The 26,942-nt window shown below is 24.5% G+C and carries 38 protein-coding genes and 1 pseudogene; 19 read left to right on the top strand and 20 right to left on the bottom strand.

Going from position 1 to position 26,942, the window contains the following annotated elements; translation table 4 throughout:
* Positions 1-17: 17 nt before the first annotated feature.
* From pyk to MSROBK_RS04320, 5 genes are all read right to left on the bottom strand, one after another.
* Entirely contained in the window at positions 18-1,454 is a 1,437-nt protein-coding gene (pyk, locus tag MSROBK_RS04340; RefSeq protein WP_040093304.1) for a pyruvate kinase, read from the bottom strand.
* A gap of 54 nt (positions 1,455-1,508) precedes the next feature.
* A complete protein-coding gene (pfkA, locus tag MSROBK_RS04335) occupies positions 1,509-2,492 on the bottom strand; it encodes a 6-phosphofructokinase (RefSeq protein WP_040093303.1) in 984 nt (327 codons plus the stop codon).
* A gap of 419 nt (positions 2,493-2,911) precedes the next feature.
* Positions 2,912-3,747 (bottom strand): IS5 family transposase gene (locus MSROBK_RS04330; RefSeq protein WP_105628856.1). Its coding sequence is split into 2 segments (ribosomal slippage): positions 2,912-3,351 and positions 3,351-3,747, totalling 837 coding nucleotides; the frame shifts between segments, so codons are not numbered across the junction.
* A gap of 115 nt (positions 3,748-3,862) precedes the next feature.
* Entirely contained in the window at positions 3,863-4,375 is a 513-nt protein-coding gene (locus tag MSROBK_RS04325; RefSeq protein ID WP_040093302.1) for a lipoprotein, read from the bottom strand.
* Between the two features lie 484 nt (positions 4,376-4,859).
* Positions 4,860-5,657, bottom strand: a complete 798-nt coding sequence (locus tag MSROBK_RS04320; protein ID WP_040093300.1) for a spiralin lipoprotein — start codon at positions 5,655-5,657, stop codon at positions 4,860-4,862.
* A 452-nt stretch (positions 5,658-6,109) separates the two neighbouring features.
* Here MSROBK_RS04320 and MSROBK_RS04315 point away from each other — a divergent pair, with 452 nt between their 5' ends.
* Positions 6,110-6,310, top strand: a complete 201-nt coding sequence (locus tag MSROBK_RS04315; protein WP_040093299.1) for a hypothetical protein — start codon at positions 6,110-6,112, stop codon at positions 6,308-6,310.
* A gap of 120 nt (positions 6,311-6,430) precedes the next feature.
* Here MSROBK_RS04315 and MSROBK_RS13280 read toward each other — a convergent pair whose 3' ends face one another.
* The 3 genes from MSROBK_RS13280 to MSROBK_RS04305 form a co-directional block, all read right to left on the bottom strand.
* Positions 6,431-6,829: a transposase family protein gene (locus tag MSROBK_RS13280; RefSeq protein ID WP_242441474.1), complete on the bottom strand. Its 399-nt coding sequence runs from the start codon at positions 6,827-6,829 to the stop codon at positions 6,431-6,433.
* Positions 6,814-7,266, bottom strand: coding sequence for an IS5 family transposase (locus MSROBK_RS13275; RefSeq protein WP_040092446.1), 453 nt, complete (start codon positions 7,264-7,266; stop codon positions 6,814-6,816). Before MSROBK_RS13275 ends, MSROBK_RS13280 begins: the two co-directional genes overlap by 16 nt.
* Positions 7,267-7,746: 480 nt before the next feature.
* Entirely contained in the window at positions 7,747-8,346 is a 600-nt protein-coding gene (locus tag MSROBK_RS04305) for a hypothetical protein (RefSeq protein WP_040093298.1), read from the bottom strand.
* Positions 8,347-8,745: 399 nt separating this feature from the next.
* Here MSROBK_RS04305 and MSROBK_RS13270 point away from each other — a divergent pair, with 399 nt between their 5' ends.
* Together MSROBK_RS13270 and MSROBK_RS13265 are read left to right on the top strand one after the other, a co-directional pair.
* Positions 8,746-9,165: a transposase family protein gene (locus MSROBK_RS13270; RefSeq protein WP_040093297.1), complete on the top strand. Its 420-nt coding sequence runs from the start codon at positions 8,746-8,748 to the stop codon at positions 9,163-9,165.
* Positions 9,107-9,580: a transposase family protein gene (locus MSROBK_RS13265; protein ID WP_416375421.1), complete on the top strand. Its 474-nt coding sequence runs from the start codon at positions 9,107-9,109 to the stop codon at positions 9,578-9,580. The genes MSROBK_RS13270 and MSROBK_RS13265 overlap by 59 nt, the downstream gene beginning before the upstream one ends.
* 204 nt (positions 9,581-9,784) lie before the next feature.
* Here the strand turns inward: MSROBK_RS13265 and MSROBK_RS12335 are convergent.
* Both MSROBK_RS12335 and MSROBK_RS04290 read right to left on the bottom strand, forming a co-directional pair.
* Positions 9,785-10,036 (bottom strand): annotated as a pseudogene (locus MSROBK_RS12335) (transposase family protein); the annotation flags it as partial.
* Positions 10,021-10,473: an IS5 family transposase gene (locus tag MSROBK_RS04290; protein WP_040093295.1), complete on the bottom strand. Its 453-nt coding sequence runs from the start codon at positions 10,471-10,473 to the stop codon at positions 10,021-10,023. The pseudogene MSROBK_RS12335 and the gene MSROBK_RS04290, both read right to left, overlap by 16 nt.
* A 155-nt stretch (positions 10,474-10,628) precedes the next feature.
* Between MSROBK_RS04290 and MSROBK_RS11210 the strand changes: the two genes are divergently transcribed.
* The 12 genes from MSROBK_RS11210 (at position 10,629) to MSROBK_RS13245 (ending at position 18,746) form a co-directional block, all read left to right on the top strand.
* On the top strand, positions 10,629-11,288 hold the full coding sequence (locus MSROBK_RS11210) for a DNA cytosine methyltransferase (protein WP_052443478.1): 660 nt from the start codon (positions 10,629-10,631) through the stop codon (positions 11,286-11,288).
* 66 nt (positions 11,289-11,354) lie between these two features.
* Complete coding sequence (locus tag MSROBK_RS04280) at positions 11,355-12,191, top strand: IS5 family transposase (protein WP_040093294.1); 837 nt, start codon at positions 11,355-11,357, stop codon at positions 12,189-12,191.
* Positions 12,192-12,418: 227 nt separating this feature from the next.
* A complete protein-coding gene (locus MSROBK_RS04275) occupies positions 12,419-12,706 on the top strand; it encodes an Mbov_0395 family pilin-like conjugal transfer protein (protein WP_040093292.1) in 288 nt (95 codons plus the stop codon).
* A 30-nt stretch (positions 12,707-12,736) separates the two neighbouring features.
* A complete protein-coding gene (locus MSROBK_RS04270) occupies positions 12,737-13,834 on the top strand; it encodes an Mbov_0396 family ICE element transmembrane protein (protein WP_052443477.1) in 1,098 nt (365 codons plus the stop codon).
* A gap of 19 nt (positions 13,835-13,853) precedes the next feature.
* Positions 13,854-14,306 carry an IS5 family transposase gene (locus MSROBK_RS13260; protein WP_040092446.1) on the top strand — a complete coding sequence of 151 codons (453 nt, stop codon included), beginning with the start codon at positions 13,854-13,856 and terminating at the stop codon, positions 14,304-14,306.
* Positions 14,291-14,689, top strand: coding sequence for a transposase family protein (locus tag MSROBK_RS13255; RefSeq protein WP_416375036.1), 399 nt, complete (start codon positions 14,291-14,293; stop codon positions 14,687-14,689). Before MSROBK_RS13260 ends, MSROBK_RS13255 begins: the two co-directional genes overlap by 16 nt.
* Before the next feature lie 164 nt (positions 14,690-14,853).
* Positions 14,854-15,429: a hypothetical protein gene (locus MSROBK_RS04260; RefSeq protein ID WP_133165050.1), complete on the top strand. Its 576-nt coding sequence runs from the start codon at positions 14,854-14,856 to the stop codon at positions 15,427-15,429.
* Positions 15,430-15,666: 237 nt separating this feature from the next.
* Positions 15,667-16,158 carry a hypothetical protein gene (locus MSROBK_RS04255; RefSeq protein WP_040093289.1) on the top strand — a complete coding sequence of 164 codons (492 nt, stop codon included), beginning with the start codon at positions 15,667-15,669 and terminating at the stop codon, positions 16,156-16,158.
* A 58-nt stretch (positions 16,159-16,216) separates the two neighbouring features.
* The gene (locus MSROBK_RS04250) at positions 16,217-16,570 is read left to right on the top strand and encodes a S1 RNA-binding domain-containing protein (protein ID WP_052443476.1); all 354 of its coding nucleotides are present in this window, start codon (positions 16,217-16,219) and stop codon (positions 16,568-16,570) included.
* A gap of 1,043 nt (positions 16,571-17,613) precedes the next feature.
* Complete coding sequence (locus MSROBK_RS04245) at positions 17,614-17,844, top strand: hypothetical protein (RefSeq protein ID WP_040093285.1); 231 nt, start codon at positions 17,614-17,616, stop codon at positions 17,842-17,844.
* 66 nt (positions 17,845-17,910) lie between these two features.
* On the top strand, positions 17,911-18,363 hold the full coding sequence (locus tag MSROBK_RS13250; protein ID WP_040093284.1) for an IS5 family transposase: 453 nt from the start codon (positions 17,911-17,913) through the stop codon (positions 18,361-18,363).
* Positions 18,348-18,746, top strand: a complete 399-nt coding sequence (locus MSROBK_RS13245) for a transposase family protein (RefSeq protein ID WP_242441474.1) — start codon at positions 18,348-18,350, stop codon at positions 18,744-18,746. The genes MSROBK_RS13250 and MSROBK_RS13245 overlap by 16 nt, the downstream gene beginning before the upstream one ends.
* 196 nt (positions 18,747-18,942) lie before the next feature.
* On the opposite strand, the gene MSROBK_RS13240 is transcribed toward MSROBK_RS13245, so the two are convergent.
* The 6 genes from MSROBK_RS13240 to MSROBK_RS04215 form a co-directional block, all read right to left on the bottom strand.
* Positions 18,943-19,341: a transposase family protein gene (locus tag MSROBK_RS13240; RefSeq protein WP_242441474.1), complete on the bottom strand. Its 399-nt coding sequence runs from the start codon at positions 19,339-19,341 to the stop codon at positions 18,943-18,945.
* Complete coding sequence (locus MSROBK_RS13235; RefSeq protein ID WP_040092446.1) at positions 19,326-19,778, bottom strand: IS5 family transposase; 453 nt, start codon at positions 19,776-19,778, stop codon at positions 19,326-19,328. The genes MSROBK_RS13240 and MSROBK_RS13235 overlap by 16 nt, the downstream gene beginning before the upstream one ends.
* A 26-nt stretch (positions 19,779-19,804) precedes the next feature.
* Positions 19,805-20,422: a hypothetical protein gene (locus tag MSROBK_RS04230; protein ID WP_040093283.1), complete on the bottom strand. Its 618-nt coding sequence runs from the start codon at positions 20,420-20,422 to the stop codon at positions 19,805-19,807.
* A gap of 431 nt (positions 20,423-20,853) precedes the next feature.
* Complete coding sequence (locus MSROBK_RS04225) at positions 20,854-21,027, bottom strand: hypothetical protein (RefSeq protein ID WP_157944230.1); 174 nt, start codon at positions 21,025-21,027, stop codon at positions 20,854-20,856.
* A complete protein-coding gene (locus MSROBK_RS04220) occupies positions 21,014-21,277 on the bottom strand; it encodes a hypothetical protein (RefSeq protein WP_040093282.1) in 264 nt (87 codons plus the stop codon). Before MSROBK_RS04220 ends, MSROBK_RS04225 begins: the two co-directional genes overlap by 14 nt.
* A 24-nt stretch (positions 21,278-21,301) precedes the next feature.
* Positions 21,302-21,814: a hypothetical protein gene (locus MSROBK_RS04215; protein WP_040093279.1), complete on the bottom strand. Its 513-nt coding sequence runs from the start codon at positions 21,812-21,814 to the stop codon at positions 21,302-21,304.
* A gap of 222 nt (positions 21,815-22,036) precedes the next feature.
* On the opposite strand from MSROBK_RS04215, the gene MSROBK_RS04210 reads away from it, so the two are divergent.
* Together MSROBK_RS04210 and MSROBK_RS04205 are read left to right on the top strand one after the other, a co-directional pair.
* Positions 22,037-22,312, top strand: coding sequence for an IS3 family transposase (locus MSROBK_RS04210; protein WP_040093278.1), 276 nt, complete (start codon positions 22,037-22,039; stop codon positions 22,310-22,312).
* Entirely contained in the window at positions 22,255-23,145 is an 891-nt protein-coding gene (locus MSROBK_RS04205; protein WP_206780839.1) for an IS3 family transposase, read from the top strand. Before MSROBK_RS04210 ends, MSROBK_RS04205 begins: the two co-directional genes overlap by 58 nt.
* Here the strand turns inward: MSROBK_RS04205 and MSROBK_RS04200 are convergent.
* The 4 genes from MSROBK_RS04200 to MSROBK_RS04185 all read right to left on the bottom strand — a co-directional run bounded on the left by MSROBK_RS04200 (position 23,138) and on the right by MSROBK_RS04185 (position 25,915).
* Positions 23,138-24,403, bottom strand: a complete 1,266-nt coding sequence (locus MSROBK_RS04200) for a hypothetical protein (RefSeq protein WP_040093275.1) — start codon at positions 24,401-24,403, stop codon at positions 23,138-23,140. The genes MSROBK_RS04205 and MSROBK_RS04200 overlap by 8 nt on opposite strands.
* A gap of 87 nt (positions 24,404-24,490) precedes the next feature.
* Positions 24,491-24,787: a hypothetical protein gene (locus MSROBK_RS04195; RefSeq protein ID WP_040093274.1), complete on the bottom strand. Its 297-nt coding sequence runs from the start codon at positions 24,785-24,787 to the stop codon at positions 24,491-24,493.
* Between the two features lie 112 nt (positions 24,788-24,899).
* Entirely contained in the window at positions 24,900-25,121 is a 222-nt protein-coding gene (locus MSROBK_RS04190; protein WP_040093273.1) for a hypothetical protein, read from the bottom strand.
* 29 nt (positions 25,122-25,150) lie between these two features.
* The gene (locus MSROBK_RS04185) at positions 25,151-25,915 is read right to left on the bottom strand and encodes a hypothetical protein (RefSeq protein WP_040093272.1); all 765 of its coding nucleotides are present in this window, start codon (positions 25,913-25,915) and stop codon (positions 25,151-25,153) included.
* Between the two features lie 87 nt (positions 25,916-26,002).
* On the opposite strand from MSROBK_RS04185, the gene MSROBK_RS13230 reads away from it, so the two are divergent.
* Positions 26,003-26,455, top strand: a complete 453-nt coding sequence (locus MSROBK_RS13230; RefSeq protein ID WP_040093271.1) for an IS5 family transposase — start codon at positions 26,003-26,005, stop codon at positions 26,453-26,455.
* Positions 26,440-26,838, top strand: coding sequence for a transposase family protein (locus tag MSROBK_RS13225; protein WP_242441474.1), 399 nt, complete (start codon positions 26,440-26,442; stop codon positions 26,836-26,838). The genes MSROBK_RS13230 and MSROBK_RS13225 overlap by 16 nt, the downstream gene beginning before the upstream one ends.
* Positions 26,839-26,942 lie beyond the last annotated feature (104 nt).

The raw sequence follows: 26,942 nt of genomic DNA, 5'->3' as shown, positions 1-26,942 counted from the left end.
TGGTCAACTTGTTTACTTTATTTAATTGTAATTTCTTTAATTTCTTCATTACGAGCAAATAAGATTGTTGAACCAACTTTTGCTCCTCATTTTTTTGCAACTTCGCAAATTGCTTGATCATTAGTTTTAAACTCATCATAATTATCAACTTTGTTCATAAAAATTGAATGTCATGCTCCAAAAGCGGTATATAACGCTGGAATTGGAGTAACTCCTAAAATTATAACATTGGGACGGAATTTTGAAATTGTTTTCAATAGTTCGCCCGTATTTGAAACAACCACTGCATATTCATATTTACCATCTTTAGCTTTATTTGCTAATTTTTTAGAAATTTCAGCTCGTGGTCCAGATGTTGAACGGGTCGCATCTTCTAATTGTTTATCATAGTATAATTTTGAATAAAACTCATGTTCAGCACGTTTATTAATTAAAGCCATTGTGCCAACAGTAATAAAGGGATAGTCACCATTTGCTGATTCTCCTGATAACATCGTTGCATCAGACCCTAATTCTGTTGCAAAGTAAACATCAGTTACTTCCGCTCTTGTTGGCGAAGGGTTTTCTGTCATTGTTTCTAACATTTGTGTTGCTACAATTACAATTTTTCCTGCTTCACGACATTTACGAATAATGATTTTTTCTCAATATGGAACATCATAATAAGGAATCTCTAATCCTAAGTCTCCCCGTGCCACCATAATTCCGTCTGCAGCAGCAATAATTTCATCAATATTATTAATTCCAATTTGTGATTCAATCTTTGCAATAATTTGAATGTGCTCCGCATTACATTCTTTTAATAGTTTTCGAATTTCTTTGATATTTGCTGCTGTATTAACAAATGAAGCAGCAATATAATCAATTCCTTGTTCCACTCCAAATTTAATATCATTAATATCTTTTTCGGCTAAAAACGGTAAGGTAAAATCAACCCCTGGTAAATTAATTCTTTTATTTGTTTTAACAATGTGATGATTAAATGCTTTTGTTTCAATTAAGCCTGGTTTAATTGCAATAACATTTAATTGTAATTTCCCATCATCAACTAACACCACATCCCCAACTTTTAAATCTTGGGACATATCATAAGAAACTGTCATTTCAGTTCCCGTTCCCTCACGGGTTTGATATTCATTTGGTAATGAATAAATCGTGACAGTTGCTCCAGCAAGAATTTCTTGTTTTCCATCTTTCATTATTCCAACACGAATTTCTGGTCCTTTCGTATCTAATAAAACTGAAATTGGTTTTCCAATTTTTGCACTAACTTCTTTTGCTCAAACAATTCGTGCCCCTTGTTCTTCATGATCTCCATGTGAAAAGTTTAACCGAATCGTATTCATTCCCACTTTGAACAATTCTTCAATCGCCCCCGCTGAATGCGTACTTGGTCCGATTGTTGTAATAATCTTTGTTCGTTTCATTTTCTCATTAATATTAAAGTTATCCATTCTTTTGAAAATCTCCTTCTAAAAAATATCTTACCACCTTATTTTATCGCAAAATTATGATTTTTGATAAATATTCTGATTTAATTCATCAAATTGTGCTCAGATTTTTTTGCGTGAAGAACGCGGGATACTTAATGCTTCCATAATTGGTCGTGCCACAATTTGATCACCTTGATTTCCAATTGCTAAACCACCACGTCCAGCAATAATTTGTTCAACAGCAAATTGAGCCATTTGAAAAGCACGATAACGTTCCATTGCGGTTGGAATCCCCCCCCGTTGAGTATGTCCTAAGACTGTGGCACGTGTTACATAACCACTTTTCTGTTCCACTAATTTTGCTAATTCATGAACGTCAAGATAAATCATCTCACTAACAACAACAACAACACTACGTTTTTGAGCTTTGTGTAGTGCCACAACACGATTAGCAATTTCATCAGCTGTTAAAGCTGCTTCATTAATTGAGATTAAATCAGCACCCCCAGCAATTCCAGCATATAAGGCAATATCACCACAAGCATGACCCATTACTTCAACAATTGCACAACGATTATGTGATTGCATTGTGTCACGTAAACGATCAATTGCTTCAACAACAATATTAATTGCTGTATCAAACCCAATCGTGTAATCTGACGAAGTAATGTCATTATCAATCGTACCTGGTAAAGCAACACAATTAATACCCATTTCTGTTAAACGTTGTGCACCTTGATAACTACCATCCCCACCAATAACAACTAATGCTTCAATTCCTTTTTGTTTTAAATTAGCAACAGCTTTTTCCCGTACTGCTGGTTCTTTAAACTCTGGTAACCGTGCGCTCCCAATAACAGTACCACCTAATCGCATAATACTATCCGCAAAATTATTATCGACAAGTTCAATTCAATTATTGACCAAGCCTAAATAACCATCCCGAATAATATAAGTTTCTAAGCCTTTTGCGTGTGCTGTTTTAATTACTCCCGCAATTGCAGCATTCATCCCTTGCGAATCGCCTCCAGATGTTAGAATTCCAATTTTTTTTAACATATTGATACTCCTTTTCTTTTTTTCATCTTGTTATATTAATTTTAGTGGATATTCTCGGATTGTAAAGATTTTTTAACCAAAAGCATAAAAAAACACTAATTAATTAGTGTTTTTTTATATTTGGTTTAATTAAAAGTTGTTTATTAACTAAGCTGTTTTACCTTTAACATTAACATTAAAAGTAAATGATCCCAAAATTTTATTTCCTTCAGCAGTCACTATAAATATACAGCATTAATAACATCTAATTCAGATTAGACTTCTTGCATTACTTGTTAAAAAATTGCAAATATTTGTAAAAAAGATACTAATAGAAAAATATAATTTTAATTAATTATGTTTTTTATTTAAAAATTTAATATTTTTCCACAACGAAAAATTAATTTATTATTTAAATTATTTAATTTTAAATAAATATTTTATGTTAAATATAATAATTGTAAATTATAAATTGAGGCAATTAAATTAAATCTTAAACCAAATCTTTTTCTTCGATTACGATATTTTTCTGTAATAATTTTAAATTTTTTAAGAATAGCAAAAATATTTTCAATAATAATTCTCATTTTTGAAACTAGTCTATTATATTGCTTTTGTTCTTTGTTTAAAGGGTTTTTCTTTGTTTTCTTTGTAGGTATTAGAACATTATTGTGATTTTTTTGTATTCCTTGATAACCACTATCAACTATTAATTTGGTATTTTTTAAAATTGGGATTTTTGATTCTTTAAATAAAGCATAATCATGTTTTTTTCCGAGCGAAAAACTTGTTGCAATAATTTTTTTGGTTTCTTGTTCGATAATTACTTGTGTTTTGATCGTGTGTTTTTTCTTTTTACCAGAATAAGATTGTTTTTGTCTTTTTTTGGGCGTTGGATTGGAGTTTCGGTAGCATCAATAATAATAGTTTTATCATTAAAATAATCATTTATTAGTGCTTTTTTACCAGCAAGTTGTTGAAAATCAGAGTTTTTAATTAAAATATCTTCAATTCACTTAATATTGCGATAACAATTAGCCTCACTAATATCAAAACTTTTACCAAGATGAAAATAAGTCTGATATTCTCGTCAATATAATAAAGTCATCAATAATCTATTTTCTAATGATAATTTATTAGTTTTACCACCTTTTTTAAATTTTTCTATTTCAGCAACTTTTAAAATATCTAACATTTTATTAAAAGTGGATTTTTTTATTCCTGTTAATCTTAACCATTCTCTATCATTAAGAGTATTAAATTTATTATTGTTCATATTTTTATGTCCTCATAAATTATATTTTATAATAATATTTTAATAAAAAGGGGTATCGCAAGAAGTCTATTGTTTAACATCAGTAATTGTTGCGACAATAAGTTCAGGTGAACCTTTAGCTTACCCCTGAAATATCAACTGTTGCTGTTCCTTCTTCTTTAACTGTAATTTCACTTGAAAATTCAGTCCCTGAAACATATCCTTGGATTTTTTTAGCTATTGTCAAGGCCTCAACCGGCATCTCCTTGTTTGTATCTTTTTTGTAACAATCTTTAATTTGATCATCAGTTGCTTTTTTAATTGTTAAAGTAATTTTGTTATCTTTTGCTAACGGAAAACTAACTCCTTCTGCTAACTTGTAAGTAACAACAAAAGTATTTCTAAATAATGGCACATTATCATCAATTTCTTTATTTTTCTTGTTATCTTTTACTGTATTAGCAACAATCCTAATTACATCATAATTTAATTTACCTTCAACAATTCCTAACAAGACTTCCGCAAAATCTGATGCTTTTAACCCTCCTAAAGTATCTTTCATTTTAGGTCCTTTGTTACATGCGACTACTGTCGTTGCTCCGGTTGCTATTAATCCAAATGCTCCGACAATTGCTAAAAGTTTTTTCATTTCTGTATTCCTTTCTGGTCCAGTACGTTATACAAAACAAAAGTAATTATTACAATTAAAAATTACAATACATAAGAGGAAAGAAACGTTAATTTACTATTACATATTTTAATAATACTTTAACTGTTTTCTATCCTACTGACTTTATCTTATATTTTTCTTAGTTTCTTTCTCTTATACTAAATTAAGAATATCATATTTTTTTAAAAACCAATAAGTTTGAAAAAAAATCTTTCCTCTATTTTCAATACCTGTTTCACCAATCAATTGGAAGGTTTTAATGCAACATTTGGTTTATAATCTCCTTTACCTTTTGTTAACTTCAGTGCGGCGTTATCCTTTTCTTTTTCTTGTTTTGTTAGATTGGTATTAGTAAATGCTCTAAGAGTGAAAAGCTTTTTTGAGTTAAAAAACATAAAAAAACACTAATTAATTAGTGTTTTTTTATGTTTTTTTGGTTTAATTCAAAGATGTTTAAAACTTATTATGCATCAATCGCTTTAACTTGTACCGTAAATTTAAATGATCCTGAGATTTTATTCCCTTTAGTAGTTACTGTAAATTCAACATCTTTTGCGTCTGTGTAATTACCTTCTGCTTCATTATTTGTGATTGTATAATCTGTTCCTAAGACAACAGTTTGGTCAACTCCTGCTACTGCTTTAATTACTGTAGCAACAGGACCTGTAATCGCTGCATCAGTGTTAAGTTTAACTAAGTCTGCTGCTTTAACATCATTTTTATCTTTTACAGTAATTGTTTGTTCTGCAACTGTTGGTTTTGTTGCTCCTGAAACATCAACTGCTGCTCCTTGATCTTTAATTGTAATTTCACTTGAAAACTTAGTTCCTGAAACATATCCTTGGATTTTTTTAACTAATGTTAAATCTGCATCAGAAATGCCTTTACTTTCTCCAGCTTTGTAAAATGCTTTAATTTTATCATCAGATGCTTTTTCAATTGTTAAAGTAAATTTTTTATCTTTTTCTAATGGAAAAGTAACATCTTTTTTTGTTACTACAAAAGTGTATCCAAATAATTTAAGATTATTAGTAATTTCTTTATTTTTAGCTTCATCTGTTACTTTACCAGCAACAATTCCAATTACTTTAGTATTTAATGCAGTGCCATCTGCAACTCCTAATAAAGCTTTTTCAAAATCTGATGCTTTTAATCCTCCTAAAGTATCTTTACTGTTATCTCCTTTGTTACATGCGACTACTGTCGTTGCTCCGGTTGCTGTTAATCCTAATGCTCCTAAAATAGCTAGAAGTTTCTTCATTTTTTTTATTTCCTTTCTGTTTAAGTAGGACATATGAAAGCAAAAGTAATTATTACAATTAAAAAATTGTAATACATAAGAGGAAAGGAACGTTAATTTACTATTAAATCATTTTAATAATACTTTAACTGCTTTCTAATCCACTGTCTTTATTTATATCTTTCTTAATTTCTTTCCCTTATACCGATAAGAATACCATATTCTTTTAAAAAAGCAATAAATACTTAAAAAAACTTAGAATAAAGTTTTAGGTACCAACCATTCCCAAAAAAACCATAGTTTTTTGAAAAATTCCTTATATTATTTAGTTAAATGTCTACAAAATTAAGTTTCTTTAATTTTCTGATTTAATTTAACCTTAAAATAACTTTTTTTGCAACCTAAAAAAGCAATTATTTTAAAAATAATTTATTTAAAAACTAATAAGTTATATTGGAAATGGAGGATAAAACATGTATTTAGTTATAAAAGATTCAGATAGTATAAAAGATCATTATAAAATAACGGATTTAATTTCAAAAAACACCGATCATGAAGAAAAGGAAAACTTTTGATATAAATTTGGTTTAGAACAATATTGAACAGAATATTGTTGATCAAGTGGAACAATAGACTTCTTGCATTACTTGTTAAAAAATTGCAAATATTTGTAAAAAAGATACTAATAGAAAAATATAATTTTAATTAATTATGTTTTTTATTTAAAAATTTAATATTTTTCCACAACGAAAAATTAATTTATTATTTAAATTATTTAATTTTAAATAAATATTTTATGTTAAATATAATAATTGTAAATTATAAATTGAGGCAATTAAATTAAATCTTAAACCAAATCTTTTTCTTCGATTACGATATTTTTCTGTAATAATTTTAAATTTTTTAAGAATAGCAAAAATATTTTCAATAATAATTCTCATTTTTGAAACTAGTCTATTATATTGCTTTTGTTCTTTGTTTAAAGGGTTTTTCTTTGTTTTCTTTGTAGGTATTAGAACATTATTGTGATTTTTTTGTATTCCTTGATAACCACTATCAACTATTAATTTGGTATTTTTTAAAATTGGGATTTTTGATTCTTTAAATAAAGCATAATCATGTTTTTTTCCGAGCGAAAAACTTGTTGCAATAATTTTTTTGGTTTCTTGTTCGATAATTACTTGTGTTTTGATCGTGTGTTTTTTCTTTTTACCAGAATAAGATTGTTTTTGTCTTTTTTTGGGCGTTGGATTGGAGTTTCGGTAGCATCAATAATAATAGTTTTATCATTAAAATAATCATTTATTAGTGCTTTTTTACCAGCAAGTTGTTGAAAATCAGAGTTTTTAATTAAAATATCTTCAATTCACTTAATATTACGATAACAATTAGCCTCACTAATATCAAAACTTTTACCAAGATGAAAATAAGTCTGATATTCTCGTCAATATAATAAAGTCATCAATAATCTATTTTCTAATGATAATTTATTAGTTTTACCACCTTTTTTAAATTTTTCTATTTCAGCAACTTTTAAAATATCTAACATTTTATTAAAAGTGGATTTTTTTATTCCTGTTAATCTTAACCATTCTCTATCATTAAGAGTATTAAATTTATTATTGTTCATATTTTTATGTCCTCATAAATTATATTTTATAATAATATTTTAATAAAAAAGGGTATCGCAAGAAGTCTAATATTCAGTCTATAAAATAAAAAATTATAAAATGAATAAGCATAATAACAAATCAAATTAATCATTTACTCGTATTGTAATTTTTAATTAAATATATTAAATTTGTTAAGAAAAAATATATCCCAGTTAAATAATTGCCAATTCGAAAAACAAATATTAAAAATATGAGTGTTTTTTTATTTTATTTCAAAGTTGGATATATTAATCCAATTCACAATCCAATTACTAACAAAAATAACGCAAAACAACTTATACTAACATATAATATTATTCGGCAAATTTTTTTGTATTTAGTTGATTGAATTTGTTTTTTCATTTTTTGAATTTAATACCAAGAAACTTTCATAAACAACCAAACAATCCGATTACAGCAATTGTTCCCATCATTCCAATTATTGTGTTTAACATTATTTACACTTCTTTTCTTTTTTTATCTCTTATTTGTGGTAAATAACTTGTAAAGTATTCGTTTCAAAATTCTCATATTTTTGTTTGCATATTTTGTTTTGTTAATAACCAATATGCAAAGCCCTCTGCCAATAACTCTTCATCATTGCTCAATCCATAATTACTGTTGGCAAATATCTTTACCACTTTTTCTTTGTTTAGTTCTGAAAATTTATTTAAATTATTAATTTTCTGTCCTAAAAATTGCTTTAAATAAAAAATATGATTAATTTTAAATGTTTCTCAATCATAAAAATAAAAGATATGTCCTAATTCATGGATTAAAATATGTAGAAAGTTATTGGTTGTAAATTTTCCTTTGTGTCATTCACTATTTACTTTTTTTTCAAACGCACAAGATAAAATCTTTTTGTTTATTAAAATAGTTTGGTGATTATTTGTTTGTCCTAAGACATTATTATCATCATCAATCACATTTTTAATTTCTATTTTTTGTAAAATTTCACTGATATTTGTTTTATTTCAAATATTAGCAACAAAATTATAAAACAATAAAATAATTTGCTTTAAATTATTTTGGTATTGTTGACAAATATTATTCAATAAATTTTGTCAGTAATTTTGTTGTTCTATTTTTAAATAACTTTGTAGTTGTTTATAAGTACTAAATTCTGTTTTAAATTTAATTGCTAAATTAATATCTGCTTTGCTTAAAAAAGAATCTGTTAATTTTTTGATTTTATCTGTCTTATATTAGACTTCTTGCATTACTTGTTAAAAAATTGCAAATATTTGTAAAAAAGATACTAATAGAAAAATATAATTTTAATTAATTATGTTTTTTATTTAAAAATTTAATATTTTTCCACAACGAAAAATTAATTTATTATTTAAATTATTTAATTTTAAATAAATATTTTATGTTAAATATAATAGACTTCTTGCGATACCCTTTTTTATTAAAATATTATTATAAAATATAATTTATGAGGACATAAAAATATGAACAATAATAAATTTAATACTCTTAATGATAGAGAATGGTTAAGATTAACAGGAATAAAAAAATCCACTTTTAATAAAATGTTAGATATTTTAAAAGTTGCTGAAATAGAAAAATTTAAAAAAGGTGGTAAAACTAATAAATTATCATTAGAAAATAGATTATTGATGACTTTATTATATTGACGAGAATATCAGACTTATTTTCATCTTGGTAAAAGTTTTGATATTAGTGAGGCTAATTGTTATCGTAATATTAAGTGAATTGAAGATATTTTAATTAAAAACTCTGATTTTCAACAACTTGCTGGTAAAAAAGCACTAATAAATGATTATTTTAATGATAAAACTATTATTATTGATGCTACCGAAACTCCAATCCAACGCCCAAAAAAGACAAAAACAATCTTATTCTGGTAAAAAGAAAAAACACACGATCAAAACACAAGTAATTATCGAACAAGAAACCAAAAAAATTATTGCAACAAGTTTTTCGCTCGGAAAAAAACATGATTATGCTTTATTTAAAGAATCAAAAATCCCAATTTTAAAAAATACCAAATTAATAGTTGATAGTGGTTATCAAGGAATACAAAAAAATCACAATAATGTTCTAATACCTACAAAGAAAACAAAGAAAAACCCTTTAAACAAAGAACAAAAGCAATATAATAGACTAGTTTCAAAAATGAGAATTATTATTGAAAATATTTTTGCTATTCTTAAAAAATTTAAAATTATTAAAGAAAAATATCGTAATCGAAGAAAAAGATTTGGTTTAAGATTTAATTTAATTGCCTCAATTTATAATTTACAATTATTATATTTAACATAAAATATTTATTTAAAATTAAATAATTTAAATAATAAATTAATTTTTCGTTGTGGAAAAATATTAAATTTTTAAATAAAAAACATAATTAATTAAAATTATATTTTTCTATACAAATATTTGCAATTTTTTAACAAGTAATGCAAGAAGTCTAATAATTTTAAATTTTTTAAGAATAGCAAAAATATTTTCAATAATAATTCTCATTTTTGAAACTAGTCTATTATATTGCTTTTGTTCTTTGTTTAAAGGGTTTTTCTTTGTTTTCTTTGTAGGTATTAGAACATTATTGTGATTTTTTTGTATTCCTTGATAACCACTATCAACTATTAATTTGGTATTTTTTAAAATTGGGATTTTTGATTCTTTAAATAAAGCATAATCATGTTTTTTTCCGAGCGAAAAACTTGTTGCAATAATTTTTTTGGTTTCTTGTTCGATAATTACTTGTGTTTTGATCGTGTGTTTTTTCTTTTTACCAGAATAAGATTGTTTTTGTCTTTTTTTGGGCGTTGGATTGGAGTTTCGGTAGCATCAATAATAATGGTTTTATCATTAAAATAATAATTTATTAGTGCTTTTTTACCAGCAAGTTGTTGAAAATCAGAGTTTTTAATTAAAATATCTTCAATTCACTTAATATTACGATAACAATTAGCCTCACTAATATCAAAACTTTTACCAAGATGAAAATAAGTCTGATATTCTCGTCAATATAATAAAGTCATCAATAATCTATTTTCTAATGATAATTTATTAGTTTTACCACCTTTTTTAAATTTTTCTATTTCAGCAACTTTTAAAATATCTAACATTTTATTAAAAGTGGATTTTTTTATTCCTGTTAATCTTAACCATTCTCTATCATTAAGAGTATTAAATTTATTATTGTTCATATTTTTATGTCCTCATAAATTATATTTTATAATAATATTTTAATAAAAAAGGGTATCGCAAGAAGTCTAATCAAGTTAATATTTTTAATGACATAACAAAAAATAATCTTATTTCAACCATTACAACAGCACACGGAAGACCACCACAAATTGCATTGCCAATTAAGGATTATGGTAATTTTATTGTTTTACCAAGAGCAAAAGATGGTTTACTAGTTAATGGATCATATAATCGGTTTTGAAAAACAGGAAATAATTATATGGGAACAATCGCAGCAAGTAATATCAATAAAATCATCGTTGATAACCATAAATTACAAGAACAAGATAGTAGTAAAATACTATCTTTTTTAATTGATGAAAAAAAATACTTTTTACGAGTTTTAACTCCACGAGAATGTTGATTATTAATGGGATTTAGTAATAAAGATTTTAATAAAGCAAGCAAAGTTGTTTCAAAAACCCAACTTTATAAACAAGCCGGCAATAGTATTGTTGTTAATGTGTTAGAAAAAAAACTTTATAGCAATGTTTCAAATAGAAAGGAAAAATTAAAGATGCAAAATAAAAGAAAAGTTTGGTGAAAATGACTTTTATATCCTTTAACAATTATTATTGGAATTTTGTTGCTAGTAATTCCCCCTATTTTGTTTTTAATTTCCCTTGGAATTGATTGTGATTTTATGTTTGGTGATTTATTATTGCATTTATTTTGTTTACCTTTCGAAAGGAAAAAAATGACTAAGAAAAACAATATTAAAAATTATTTTAATAATCAACAGCAACATTATCGAAAAAAGAAAAATATTTATTAGACTTCTTGCGATACCCTTTTTTATTAAAATATTATTATAAAATATAATTTATGAGGACATAAAAATATGAACAATAATAAATTTAATACTCTTAATTATAGAGAATGGTTAAGATTAACAGGAATAAAAAAATCCACTTTTAATAAAATGTTAGATATTTTAAAAGTTGCTGAAATAGAAAAATTTAAAAAGGGTGGTAAAACTAATAAATTATCATTAGAAAATAGATTATTGATGACTTTATTATATTGACGAGAATATCAGACTTATTTTCATCTTGGTAAAAGTTTTGATATTAGTGAGGCTAATTGTTATCGTAATATTAAGTGAATTGAAGATATTTTAATTAAAAACTCTGATTTTCAACAACTTGCTGGTAAAAAAGCACTAATAAATGATTATTTTAATGATAAAACTATTATTATTGATGCTACCGAAACTCCAATCCAACGCCCAAAAAAAGACAAAAACAATCTTATTCTGGTAAAAAGAAAAAACACACGATCAAAAACACAAGTAATTATCGAACAAGAAACCAAAAAAATTATTGCAACAAGTTTTTCGCTCGGAAAAAAACATGATTATGCTTTATTTAAAGAATCAAAAATCCCAATTTTAAAAAATACCAAATTAATAGTTGATAGTGGTTATCAAGGAATACAAAAAAATCACAATAATGTTCTAATACCTACAAAGAAAACAAAGAAAAACCCTTTAAACAAAGAACAAAAGCAATATAATAGAATAGTTTCAAAAATGAGAATTATTATTGAAAATATTTTTGCTATTCTTAAAAAATTTAAAATTATTACAGAAAAATATCGTAATCGAAGAAAAAGATTTGGTTTAAGATTTAATTTAATTGCCTCAATTTATAATTTACAATTATTATATTTAACATAAAATATTTATTTAAAATTAAATAATTTAAATAATAAATTAATTTTTCGTTGTGGAAAAATATTAAATTTTTAAATAAAAAACATAATTAATTAAAATTATATTTTTATATTAGTATCTTTTTTACAAATATTTGCAATTTTTTAACAAGTAATGCAAGAAGTCTATTATCAAAAAAGAAACAAATTTAACAAAAACAAATTTTTAAAATAACAAAGGAGGGCGAAAATATGAAAGGAAATAATACAGCAGATTTTAGTGGAATAATGGATGTTATTATATTATGAAGTAATGTTGTTTTAGGAGTATTTATGGGTTTAGCAGTTATTTTTGCAATTTGAAAATTAATTATTATTTTAATTTCAATAATGCGAAACGCTGATAATTCTGAGGCAAGAGGAAGCGATTTAAGTGCTTTAAAATGGCCGATTATAGCAATTATTATAATTTTTGTAATTGCTGTTATGAATGTTATTTTACAAGTTATCAAAACATATAACCCTAGTATTGGAACATAGTTGATAAAAAATGAAAGGAAGTGAAAAATTATGATAGTTAATGCACTATATAAACTAATATGATCGATTTTTGTACAAGGGCCATTGCAGTTAATTGCATCATTTAACACCGTTCTAAATTATTTAACAGGTGGTGTGGTTGGTGATTTAATGTTTGGATCAAAACAAGAATTTAGTTTTCAAAATATCCCAATGGCATTTTGATATTTTGTCATAACGGCTCTTTGTTTATTTTCCTTAATATTTACAATTACAATAATTAAAATTTTGTTTCAAGATGCCACCGAGACAAAAACAAAATTTATTGTTGCTTTACAAAATGGTAGTAAAGCGTTTGTTTTTATCTTTTTAATTCCAATCTTTTTCTTTTTGGCAAATTTTGCAATCGCTAACATTGCCAAAATGATTACATCGGGATTTGGTGGTGAAAATGGAAATATTGCAAACTACCTATACAATATCGGAAATACCAATTGAGATGGTAGCGGTGATAATATACCAAGTAATTATTCTTATCCTGACAATATTGGTGATTTTAATATGATTGCCGAAGTTTTTGGGGTGTGATTTATGTTGTTTGCAATGTTTATGATAGGAATTGTTTTGGTACAAAAAATAATTGAACTGTTTTTCTTATTTATTATTTCGCCATGAGTAATGATGATTATGACAATTGACAATGGTAAAGGAGCATTTATTTGAAAATATATGGTAATTGCAAAATTTCTAGCATCAACTGCCACTTTAACAGGATATTTTATTTTTATGACAACAATTCAAACAATTTTAAGCACTAATTTAGCAGGATTAGGCATTGAGGGAATTGGAAAATCATTGTTTGTAATTCTGATGATGTGTGGTGGTGGTTTAGCCGTAATGGCGTTTTCAGATGTTGTTGCTAACTTAATTGGTGAAGCAGCTGGTGTTCGCGAAGGAATGAGTTCAATGAAATCAACTGTTGCTGGTGGAATGATGGCAATGGGGGCTGGTAAAATGGCAGGAAAAGCATTTGGATTTGCCAAAAGCAAAAGAGCCAAACAAGCATTAATGAATGGCGGAGCAATGAACGAAAAAACAATAGACTTCTTGCGATACCCTTTTTTATTAAAATATTATTATAAAATATAATTTATGAGGACATAAAAATATGAACAATAATAAATTTAATACTCTTAATGATAGAGAATGGTTAAGATTAACAGGAATAAAAAAATCCACTTTTAATAAAATGTTAGATATTTTAAAAGTTGCTGAAATAGAAAAATTTAAAAAGGGTGGTAAAACTAATAAATTATCATTAGAAAATAGATTATTGATGACTTTATTATATTGACGAGAATATCAGACTTATTTTCATCTTGGTAAAAGTTTTGATATTAGTGAGGCTAATTGTTATCGTAATATTAAGTGAATTGAAGATATTTTAATTAAAAACTCTGATTTTCAACAACTTGCTGGTAAAAAAGCACTAATAAATGATTATTTTAATGATAAAACTATTATTATTGATGCTACCGAAACTCCAATCCAACGCCCAAAAAAAGACAAAAACAATCTTATTCTGGTAAAAAGAAAAAACACACGATCAAAACACAAGTAATTATCGAACAAGAAACCAAAAAAATTATTGCAACAAGTTTTTCGCTCGGAAAAAAACATGATTATGCTTTATTTAAAGAATCAAAAATCCCAATTTTAAAAAATACCAAATTAATAGTTGATAGTGATTATCAAGGAATACAAAAAAATCACAATAATGTTCTAATACCTACAAAGAAAACAAAGAAAAACCCTTTAAACAAAGAACAAAAGCAATATAATAGACTAGTTTCAAAAATGAGAATTATTATTGAAAATATTTTTGCTATTCTTAAAAAATTTAAAATTATTACAGAAAAATATCGTAATCGAAGAAAAAGATTTGGTTTAAGATTTAATTTAATTGCCTCAATTTATAATTTACAATTATTATATTTAACATAAAATATTTATTTAAAATTAAATAATTTAAATAATAAATTAATTTTTCGTTGTGGAAAAATATTAAATTTTTAAATAAAAAACATAATTAATTAAAATTATATTTTTCTATTAGTATCTTTTTTACAAATATTTGCAATTTTTTAACAAGTAATGCAAGAAGTCTAATGAACGCGATGGGTTCTGGTGGTGATTGAGGGGATAATGAAACAGCAAGCAGTCAATCTCGTCAAGAAAAACCGCTAGACTTTCGTCATTTCTGACACGCCACTGAGGGAATGAGTTCACGTGCTGGGATTGTTGGCTTAGCAGGCTTTGGACTTGGGGTCACAACCCTAGCAACAAGTAAACTAGTGGGAGCAGCTCGCGGAGGTGGAACAAAAGGATTTTTCCGCCAAATTGGAACTGGGATTGCAACACCAATTAAAGCAATTGGTAAAAGATTGAATCCACAATTGGCTAGCAAAGGAAATCAAGAAAATAAAAGAAATACAAAAGATTTAAGTGATTGAAAAACAGGGTCTTTAAACAAAAAACTAGGGAAAGTAGAAAACAAATTTACTAGCAAAAACAGTTTTTCATATGTGAAACCAACAGCAAAAAGTGAATTGCGACATAATAAAAAAATTAGAAAACAAAGTAATATAATTAAAAAATATGAAAAACAAAATAATAAATCAGACGCTAGACAGAAAAAATGAGATGAAAAAGCTACCAAAAAAGCAGAAAAGAAAAAGTCATAATTTAAAAAACACCTGACAAAAACAAAAAATACGGTATAATATAAATAAAAAGGAGTGATAAATTATGGGATTATGACGATTATTAGGTGGCGAAATCAACTGAGAGCGCGTTGCCAGAATGCAAAATAAAAAACATTTGAGAGAAATTCATAGTGCAATTATTGATGCACTCGGGGGGGAACTAATAATATCCCTCTAAGCATTGATAGATTAAATGATGATGACAAAAATAATGTCATGTGGGTATTAGAAAAGTTTTGTCGTAGTGTCCCAACAACCGCTAAATATCAATGATTAAAACAAGTAGATGGTATTGGGAATTTACACCCCAAAAGATCTGAATATAATCAAAAACATTGAGATCAAGTATGAGAATGATATGATGCCTATAAAAGCGGAGCAATTCCTTTTCTCGAATATCGCATTCAAATCAGAGAAAAAGAATTGGAAGAAGATGAAGATAATTTAAGATTTAATAAAGCACAAGTAGAAAAATTTGGTAAAAATCGTACTCAAATCAAATTAATTAAATCTTATGAAGAAAAAATTCCTTTAAGAAAAACAGAAATTGCTAAATTAAAAGCAGAATTGGAATCTTTAAAAGCAAAAGAAATGCAAAAGCAGCAAGAAATAAAACCTGACTTAACCCTTGAAAATGAAAATTTACGCTTAAAAAAAGAAATTTTAGAAATGGAACTAAAATTAAAAGAAGCAAATAGAGAAAGATAAATTGTATCAAATATCAACTTATCAAAATTTAATTTAGAAAAGGAGATATATTTTGTTTATGTATGAAAAAGGAAATAAAGTTATTGTAAAAATAACAAATATTACTCCCTATGGTGCTTTTTGTAGAGCAGGAAAGGCTGATGGTTTAATCCATATTAGTGAAGTTTCAGATTATTTTGTTAAAGATATTAAAGATTTTTTTGATATTGGTGATGAAATTGAAGTTGAGGTGCTTGATTTTGATTTAGTTAGGAAGCATATTAAATTAAGTTATAAAAATTGTCACCCTGAGTTATTAAAAACTTATGATAATGAAATTCAAGAGATAAAAGCAGCTTTTAAAAACTTAAATAAAAATCAAAATAAAACAGAAAATATTAAAAATATTAGTAAGACAAATGAAAACGAATAAATTAGTAAAAGTAATTAAATGTAAAGTAAAGGGAGAAAAATATGTTAGAAATTTGTTGTTCTAATAGAATTAAACAACGAGAGAATAAGAAAAAATATAAAAAGTAAAGGAGTTAAATTAATAAATGAATTATTTTGAAAATAAAAAAACAATTCCTAGATTTATTAAAAATAAAATTACTTTTATTAAAGTAATTTCGTTTTTTCAAATATTATTTTCTTTATTTTTATTCTTGTTTTTATCTTTCATATTATTTTTATATTATAACATTGATTATAAAAACAAAATTTTTAAATTAAATACAAATATTAATTTTATTTTTAATAAGATTGTTAAATCCCTTGAAATAGAATTAATTCCCTATCCATTTTTATTAATTTTTTTATTAATAATCTTTTTTCTTGTATTTATATATGGTTGTTTTAATTTAACAATGATAAAAAAACAAGCAAAAAAATATAAATTATGATTAAAAAATGATGAAAATACTATTCCAGAATTTATATATAGTGTATATAAAAAAAGTATTGTATATAAAATTATTGCTAATTGATTTTGCAGTTTTTCTTATATAGTTGGTGTAATTACATTGTCTATATTGATATGATTACAATATCAGTATATTAATAATGAAAATATTTTTTATTTAGGTTTTTGAAAAATAGGAACAATAAAAAATTTACAAACAGAAATAATAATAACTAGTTCATTAATATTATTATTTTTTGTTTTGCATTGTTTTTGTTTTATTCACTTTAAAAAAACTAAAACACAAATAATAAGTTATTGAGGAACAGATATCTTATCATTAGAAGAAAAAAAATATTTAAAAAGAAAAACAAATTGAATTTGTTTTATTATAATTGCTATATTATTAACAATTACATTATTTTCTATTTACATTATTATTAAAAAATTAAAAATAAAAAATAATAAAAAATTATTATCTTAGTGAAAATTAAATATATCTTAATAATAAACAGCAATTAAAGTAAAATTGCTGTTTATTATTTTGTCAAAATAGAAAGGAAAAATTAAAGTGAATGAAGAAATTACTTAGTTTATTATCTATATTATCGTTGTCTTTTGTAAACACGGTGAATTTAATTAGTTGTGGTAATATCTTTAATAACAAAACACATTTACCACCATCTAATTTAGAAAATGTTTTAAAAGTTAATTCAGAAACAAATATTGATTTAGAAAAAATATACTTGCCCCACTCTGTTTTAATACAACAGCGAGGATATAAAGGAACTTTTTTTAATAAATAGACTTCTTGCGATACCCTTTTTTATTAAAATATTATTATAAAATATAATTTATGAGGACATAAAAATATGAACAATAATAAATTTAATACTCTTAATGATAGAGAATGGTTAAGATTAACAGGAATAAAAAAATTCACTTTTAATAAAATGTTAGATATTTTAAAAGTTGCTGAAATAGAAAAATTTAAAAAAGGTGGTAAAACTAATAAATTATCATTAGAAAATAGATTATTGATGACTTTATTATATTGACGAGAATATCAGACTTATTTTCATCTTGGTAAAAGTTTTGATATTAGTGAGGCTAATTGTTATCGTAATATTAAGTGAATTGAAGATATTTTAATTAAAAACTCTGATTTTCAACAACTTGCTGGTAAAAAAGCACTAATAAATGATTATTTTAATGATAAAACTATTATTATTGATGCTACCGAAACTCTAATCCAACGCCCAAAAAAAGACAAAAACAATCTTATTCTGGTAAAAAGAAAAAACACACGATCAAAACACAAGTAATTATCGAACAAGAAACCAAAAAAATTATTGCAACAAGTTTTTCGCTCGGAAAAAAACATGATTATGCTTTATTTAAAGAATCAAAAATCCCAATTTTAAAAAATACCAAATTAATAGTTGATAGTGGTTATCAAGGAATACAAAAAAATCACAATAATGTTCTAATACCTACAAAGAAAACAAAGAAAAACCCTTTAAACAAAGAACAAAAGCAATATAATAGACTAGTTTCAAAAATGAGAATTATTATTGAAAATATTTTTGCTATTCTTAAAAAATTTAAAATTATTACAGAAAAATATCGTAATCGAAGAAAAAGATTTGGTTTAAGATTTAATTTAATTGCCTCAATTTATAATTTACAATTATTATATTTAACATAAAATATTTATTTAAAATTAAATAATTTAAATAATAAATTAATTTTTCGTTGTGGAAAAATATTAAATTTTTAAATAAAAAACATAATTAATTAAAATTATATTTTTCTATTAGTATCTTTTTTACAAATATTTGCAATTTTTTAACAAGTAATGCAAGAAGTCTATTATTTAAATTATTTAATTTTAAATAAATATTTTATGTTAAATATAATAATTGTAAATTATAAATTGAGGCAATTAAATTAAATCTTAAACCAAATCTTTTTCTTCGATTACGATATTTTTCTGTAATAATTTTAAATTTTTTAAGAATAGCAAAAATATTTTCAATAATAATTCTCATTTTTGAAACTAGTCTATTATATTGCTTTTGTTCTTTGTTTAAAGGGTTTTTCTTTGTTTTCTTTGTAGGTATTAGAACATTATTGTGATTTTTTTGTATTCCTTGATAACCACTATCAACTATTAATTTGGTATTTTTTAAAATTGGGATTTTTGATTCTTTAAATAAAGCATAATCATGTTTTTTTCCGAGCGAAAAACTTGTTGCAATAATTTTTTTGGTTTCTTGTTCGATAATTACTTGTGTTTTGATCGTGTGTTTTTTCTTTTTACCAGAATAAGATTGTTTTTGTCTTTTTTTGGGCGTTGGATTGGAGTTTCGGTAGCATCAATAATAATAGTTTTATCATTAAAATAATCATTTATTAGTGCTTTTTTACCAGCAAGTTGTTGAAAATCAGAGTTTTTAATTAAAATATCTTCAATTCACTTAATATTACGATAACAATTAGCCTCACTAATATCAAAACTTTTACCAAGATGAAAATAAGTCTGATATTCTCGTCAATATAATAAAGTCATCAATAATCTATTTTCTAATGATAATTTATTAGTTTTACCACCTTTTTTAAATTTTTCTATTTCAGCAACTTTTAAAATATCTAACATTTTATTAAAAGTGGATTTTTTTATTCCTGTTAATCTTAACCATTCTCTATCATTAAGAGTATTAAATTTATTATTGTTCATATTTTTATGTCCTCATAAATTATATTTTATAATAATATTTTAATAAAAAAGGGTATCGCAAGAAGTCTATTAATTCCCTCAGTTAATACATCGATATACATGTTTTGAAAATCATGAGTAAAATCTCTTTCAATTTTGTTTTCTCTTTTTAGTTGCTTATTTTCTAACTCAAGTTTATTTACATAATCAGGTGCTAACGACAATGTATTAATATGCACATCATATATTTTATTAATAATTTCTTGTTGAATTTTTTTATCATTTATTACATTGTATTTATTATGAACTTTATCATTACATTCAATTTCACTATCTGTAACTGACATCATTGAAGATACATCTAATAATGATTCTTTACCCTTATTGTTGTATTTAATGTGGATTTTAGGCTTATATTTTAAAACTTTACCATTTGCTTTATTTACTGTTTCAAACGGTATTATTTTATATAAGTGACCAGTTTGGCCAACTATAACATCTGGTTGTTTTTTAACATATGTAACATCTCATTGTTCTTTACCATTAATAGTTACTTTATTAATTTGTATTACTTTAGTATTCTTATTATTTAATTTTTTAGCCAATACATCACGATGAATTTTCCAAAATCATACAATATTATACATGCGATATTTTTTGCTCATTATGTATCCTCCTTACAAATAAAAAAATCACTTTACTAAGAAGTGATTTTACTCGTGCGCACTTATTTCTAAGTACATGGCTCATATGAGCAACTCGCACTTATATTATACTACACATTTTCTTTTAAAGTAAACCACTTTTTAGTAATTTTTATATAAAAAATAAAAACTTCGTGTCCCGACATAAACTTATACTAAAAAGTATTTGTTTAATTGCCGGTACCCGAAGTACGCTTTGGCATATTTATTTTTACAATAAAATTATAACATATGCCACATTTAATTTTAATTAAGAATTAAATTGGCTTTAATATCGTTTATAATTAATTCAATTTCAACTGAAAATAATTCAGCAAAATTCTGTTTAATTAATTCTTCTATAGATTGATCATCATCCTTTTTTTCATAGTATACATATTTTGAAATATCATTTAATTTATTTTTTTTGAAATTATTGAATCCATTACTTGTTCAAAAAGACTCTCCATTTCGTTCTGAATAGGTTTAGATAAATCCAATTCAGATATCTTTTCATCAAAAATAATATTTAGCTTAGTTTTACTATCATTCAATTCTATTCTAAACAAAAAGTTATTTTCTTCCATAAATCCTTGCCCTTTCATTAAATGCATCTTGTCCACCTTCAAGTATTTTTTCAGAAGTTTCTTCTCATAAATAAGAAGTTTCAGTTGAATTTAAATCTTCAAAATGTCTTAAAAAAGCACTACCAATAAATGTCTTATTTTCTGAACTATCGCCTGATAATTCTCTATATATAACTGAATATGGTCAAGTTCTAACTCCAATGTTTGCATTATGGGTAACAATTACAACAATCTTTCCAGATTTTGACAACTCATTAATTCTTGTTACTATTTCCTAGTTTATAAAAAAATTATCTAATGATTTATCTGGCTCATCTAAAAAATAGTATTCCTGTTCTCTGTATAAATAATTTGTTAAAACAATAATAACTTCTTCTCCGCTTGATGGAGTATGCGGAGTTTTGTTTTGATCTTCAATAATTGTTTTGTATCAAATAAAATGTTTATTAGATAAATCAATAATAGAATTTCCTTTTGTAAAATCTACTAGTTCATTTACTGAATCAATAAAATTTTTATTATATTGATTATCAATAATTTTTTTTAAATAAATCAGTAAATCAGTAGCTACTTTCTTAGTTATTGGTTTTTCGATTTCTCAATCTGATTTCTTTGAAGGATTAGTACAATATTTTTTAAAGAAATATAATTTTTTATTATCACTAACTTTTCCTAAAAACTTTTTATTTGAATCTACGCTAGAACAATTGATTATTTTAGTAATATTATTTCCTGTGTTTTTTCTAAAAATATAATTTTTAAAAAATCCAAGTTCTGATGGTTTCATCTTATTTTTTGAATTTTTATCAATAGTTTTTTTTATACATTCAACAGTTTTAAAAAGTAAAACTGTTGCTTTTAATTTTTTATATTTTTCTCAACGACTAAATTCTAATAATTCAATAATTTTTGATATATATACTACAGTTATATGGATGGGTTAAAATAAATTGGACAACAATAATGTGGAGTAAGGATTATAATTAAATTAATAAATGGAGGTGTAATTATGGCAAAGAATCATTATACCGATGAATTTAAACAACAAATTGTTAGTCTTTATAAAACAGGTAAAACAGCAAAACAATTGTCCAGTGACTATCAGGTCGGTAAATCAACAGTTTGAAAATGAATTCATGAATTCAATAATTCTGGTTCATTTAAAGCAAAAGATAATCGAAGCCCAGAAGAAAATGAACTAATTCAGCTAAGAAAAGAAATTAAACAATTACGAATGGAAAATGATATTTTAAAGCAAGCCACACTGATAATAGGCAAAAAATAGTAATTATTAAAAACAACAAAGAAAAATATGCAATTACTAATTTATGCAAAACACTAAAAGTTCCTAGATCAACGTTTTATTATCAATTGAAATCAAATAATCCTAAATCAAACTATACTATTGATAATGCTGTTATCAGTATTTTCTTAAAAAGTCGTAAAAATTATGGCACAAGAAAAATTAAAGTTATGTTAGCACAACAAAATATTTTATTATCACGAATAAAAATTAGTAAAATAATGCAAAGATATAACTTAATTTCCAATTATACAAAACTTAAATATAAACATCAAAGTAACAAAAACGCTACATACAAATATCATAATTTGTTAAATCAAGAATTTAATAATTATAAACTACATGAAGTTGTTGTCAGTGATTTAACACAAGTTGCTATCAATAGCAAATGATATTATGTGTGCTTTCTAATTGATTTATTTAATCGTGAAGTTATTGGTTATGATGTTAGTTCTCATAAAGATGCCAAATTAGTTGAAAATACTTTTAAAAAGCTTAGTTTTTCTTTAGATAATATTAAAATATTTCATACTGATCAAGGCAGCGAATTTAATAACAATATCATTTACAATCTTTTAACTAAAAACAATGTTGCAAAATCTTATAGTAAACCAGGCTGTCCTTATGATAATGCTGTTTCTGAATCAACCTATAAAATTTTAAAAACAGAATTAATTAAAAACAGAAAATTTAAAAATATTGAACAATTTAAATTAGAATTATTTGACTATGTTAATTGATACAATAATGTACGAATTCACAGCAAATTAAATTATTTAACACCAATTGAATATAAAAATCTTTACTCTACATAAAATTTGTCCAAAAAACCCTTGCCATTCCAATAACGTAATTTGTATCATTAAGATTTATTTTATTTTTATCCAAAATATTTAACGACTCTTCTAAATTGCATTTATCCGTATATAATTTTTTCATTTCGTTTATACACTGTTCAGGATTTTTATATAACATTTGTGTATCTATTCCTTGAACATTGAATTCCTGCCAAAAAATATATTTACTTACTTTATTCGTATTACAAAATGAAACCATATTAATATAATTCGTGACAACTTCATCAAGCTTAGGCAAATTTGAATTTTTCAATAAAATATTTAAATTTTGAATTTCTGAATTTAAATCTATTGGATTTAAAAATTGACTTTCTAACTCTTTTAGCAATCTATTATAATTATCATCTTTATGATCATACAAATCAATTTTAATGTTCTTAACTCGTTCAACTTCCTTCTTAATTTCTTCTAATATAATGCTTTTACCGCTTCCTCTTGAACCAATAATTATATTTGTATCATAATAAAGTGGAACTTTAATAGCATCTTGTCAAGTAGAAGGATGAATAGAAATCGTTCCAAACAATTTTTCTGATAACTTATTTTTCATAAAATTTAAATCTTTTTTAAAAAAATTAATTAAACTAGTAAAAGAATCAATTTTAATATGTATATCTGGGATTTTATTGTACTGAGGATTTAAAATATCTTTCTCATCAGATCCACATATTGCGGGAATACCTTTATGAGCTAAAATTCTGCTTGAATCCAAATTTGTTGTTTCAAAAAAATATATTGAATTTTCATCTGAAAATAAATTATAGTCATCTTTAGGCAATTCCTTTCCGCCTTTTTGATTATTAGGAATAAGACATATTTTGTTAAATTTACTTAATTTTTGAGTTAATGCATAAACAGGTATTGAAAAATTATTAGGATCTGTAATATTCAAAGATAAAACAAATTCATCTCATATTTTTTTATCTTCATTGCTTACTATAATATTCATATTATGGATTTTACCTTCACTATCCTCTATATCAATTTCAATCCCTGGAAGCAAAAGTATCCCCTTAGATTGAACTATGTCTTCTAAAAAATTAAATTGTTCTAAATCAAATAAATTATGATTTGTTATAGCAAGAATTCCAACTTCTCATCTTTCTAAATTAGACACAAATAAATCTACATTATGTTGATTTGAAATATCCAAATTACGATTATTTGTTTCGCCAGTTTTTACCGCAATAGTATGTTGATGCAAGTTAATTCTCATTATATATTATCTTCTTTCTAATTAATAAAAAAATATCTATTTCTATTTATTATGAACTACTTTTAATTCTAATTTTGACTTATAAAATTATTTTCCTTTATTAAATGGTTCTTTTTGCATATTGTACTCATTACTATTTTGGTTAGTTTTTTCTATATTAAAATATTCATAAAAGTTTTGTCCAGTACGTCCATCTTTAATTTCTGGATAGCATGATCAAGCATATTTAACTTCTTCTTCATTAACTCAGTTTAATACTCTTGCTTTATATCCACGTAATTCGATAGTTTCTAAATGAGTACGAAAATAAGCATTTTCTTTTTCTAATTGTTTTTTGTAACCTTTTTCGTTGATACCAAATCCTAGTGCTATTCCTAGTCCCATAAAACACCAACTTTCCATATATAATTATACACAATAAAAGTGGGAAAATTTATTTTTTCCCACTTTTATTATTCTGATGTTCCAATATTTTGAATTATAATGACTCACATGATTACGTACTCCTTCCTAATGCTGCAAGTTGATTAACTAATTCTCTTAAAAAATCAAAATGTTTTTGGCAAATTACTATGCAGTTAAAACTAGTGATAATTGCATATTGCGGTAATGATTGATCAAATTCTACAGTAGGACATACTTCACAAAATGAATCAGCAACTTTTGCTATTCTTTTTTCAATATGTAGTTTTTGAAAAGTTGGTTGATTATTCTTCATCTATCTAATTCCTTTCTATACTTTTTGAACTAAATGGTAAGAGTTATGTTGGTAGTATCAAGTTTGTTCTGCACCTGTTGTTTTAACTTTTTATAGTGATGTGCCACAACATACTTTTTACTCAACATACTACCTGCTCTTTGATAAAGTTTTTTAGCTAATGCTAAGTTAAATTTCATATCTTTAGAAAAAGAAACTATCGGATTTTTAACAAATCCTTTAATTTTGAAATGAATATCATCTAATTCATTTACTGTTGCTCCTTTCGCCTGAATTCTCTGCATATCAACTAAATAGTTGAACAAAAGTCTGGCAGAGTCGCTTTTGTATCGATTAGTTTGAGTTTCGCCAATTGCTTTTTTAGTATTGTCTTGATTACGTACTTCAATAAGATTTTTCTTTCCTCGATATTCTGTTTTTTGAAATAACTCTTTAGTTACTTCATCTAAATTAATTTCCTTGTTTATTACTAATCTGGTTTTCTTAGGTTTAATTAAATTCTTGCTTCTTCTAAATAAACGACATTTATAATCTGTTAAATTTTTCATTTTAAATGTCTTACCTTCAGTAACAGAATAAGGATTTTCATAAAACATTTTAGTAATATATTTACCCATATAAGAGGCTATTTTACCTATTGTGTCTGATTCCTCAATGTCACGTTGAGTAATTCTAATACAGGTATTAAAATCATGTGGTCATAATTTTTCAAGAACTTTTGAATTAAAGATTGTTTGATATTTCACAAATTTACCATCCTTAATTTTTTTAGTTGTAAGTTTTTCTAAATTCATATCTACAGTGTTTTTCAATAGACTTCTTGCGATACCCTTTTTTATTAAAATATTATTATAAAATATAATTTATGAGGACATAAAAATATGAACAATAATAAATTTAATACTCTTAATGATAGAGAATGGTTAAGATTAACAGGAATAAAAAAATCCACTTTTAATAAAATGTTAGATATTTTAAAAGTTGCTGAAATAGAAAAATTTAAAAAAGGTGGTAAAACTAATAAATTATCATTAGAAAATAGATTATTGATGACTTTATTATATTGACGAGAATATCAGACTTATTTTCATCTTGGTAAAAGTTTTGATATTAGTGAGGCTAATTGTTATCATAATATTAAGTGAATTGAAGATATTTTAATTAAAAACTCTGATTTTCAACAACTTGCTGGTAAAAAAGCACTAATAAATGATTATTTTAATGATAAAACTATTATTATTGATGCTACCGAAACTCCAATCCAACGCCCAAAAAAAGACAAAAACAATCTTATTCTGGTAAAAAGAAAAAACACACGATCAAAACACAAGTAATTATCGAACAAGAAACCAAAAAAATTATTGCAACAAGTTTTTCTCTCGGAAAAAAACATGATTATGCTTTATTTAAAGAATCAAAAATCCCAATTTTAAAAAATACCAAATTAATAGTTGATAGTGGTTATCAAGGAATACAAAAAAATCACAATAATGTTCTAATACCTACAAAGAAAACAAAGAAAAACCCTTTAAACAAAGAACAAAAGCAATATAATAGACTAGTTTCAAAAATGAGAATTATTATTGAAAATATTTTTGCTATTCTTAAAAAATTTAAAATTATTACAGAAAAATATCGTAATCGAAGAAAAAGATTTGGTTTAAGATTTAATTTAATTGCCTCAATTTATAATTTACAATTATTATATTTAACATAAAATATTTATTTAAAATTAAATAATTTAAATAATAAATTAATTTTTCGTTGTGGAAAAATATTAAATTTTTAAATAAAAAACATAATTAATTAAAATTATATTTT

It is taken from the genome of Spiroplasma poulsonii (assembly GCF_009866525.1).
Taxonomy (GTDB): domain Bacteria; phylum Bacillota_I; class Bacilli_A; order Mycoplasmatales; family Mycoplasmataceae; genus Spiroplasma; species Spiroplasma poulsonii.
The sequence above is the reverse complement of the archived record's forward strand: the minus strand, read 5'-3'. Positions and strand labels throughout refer to the sequence as shown.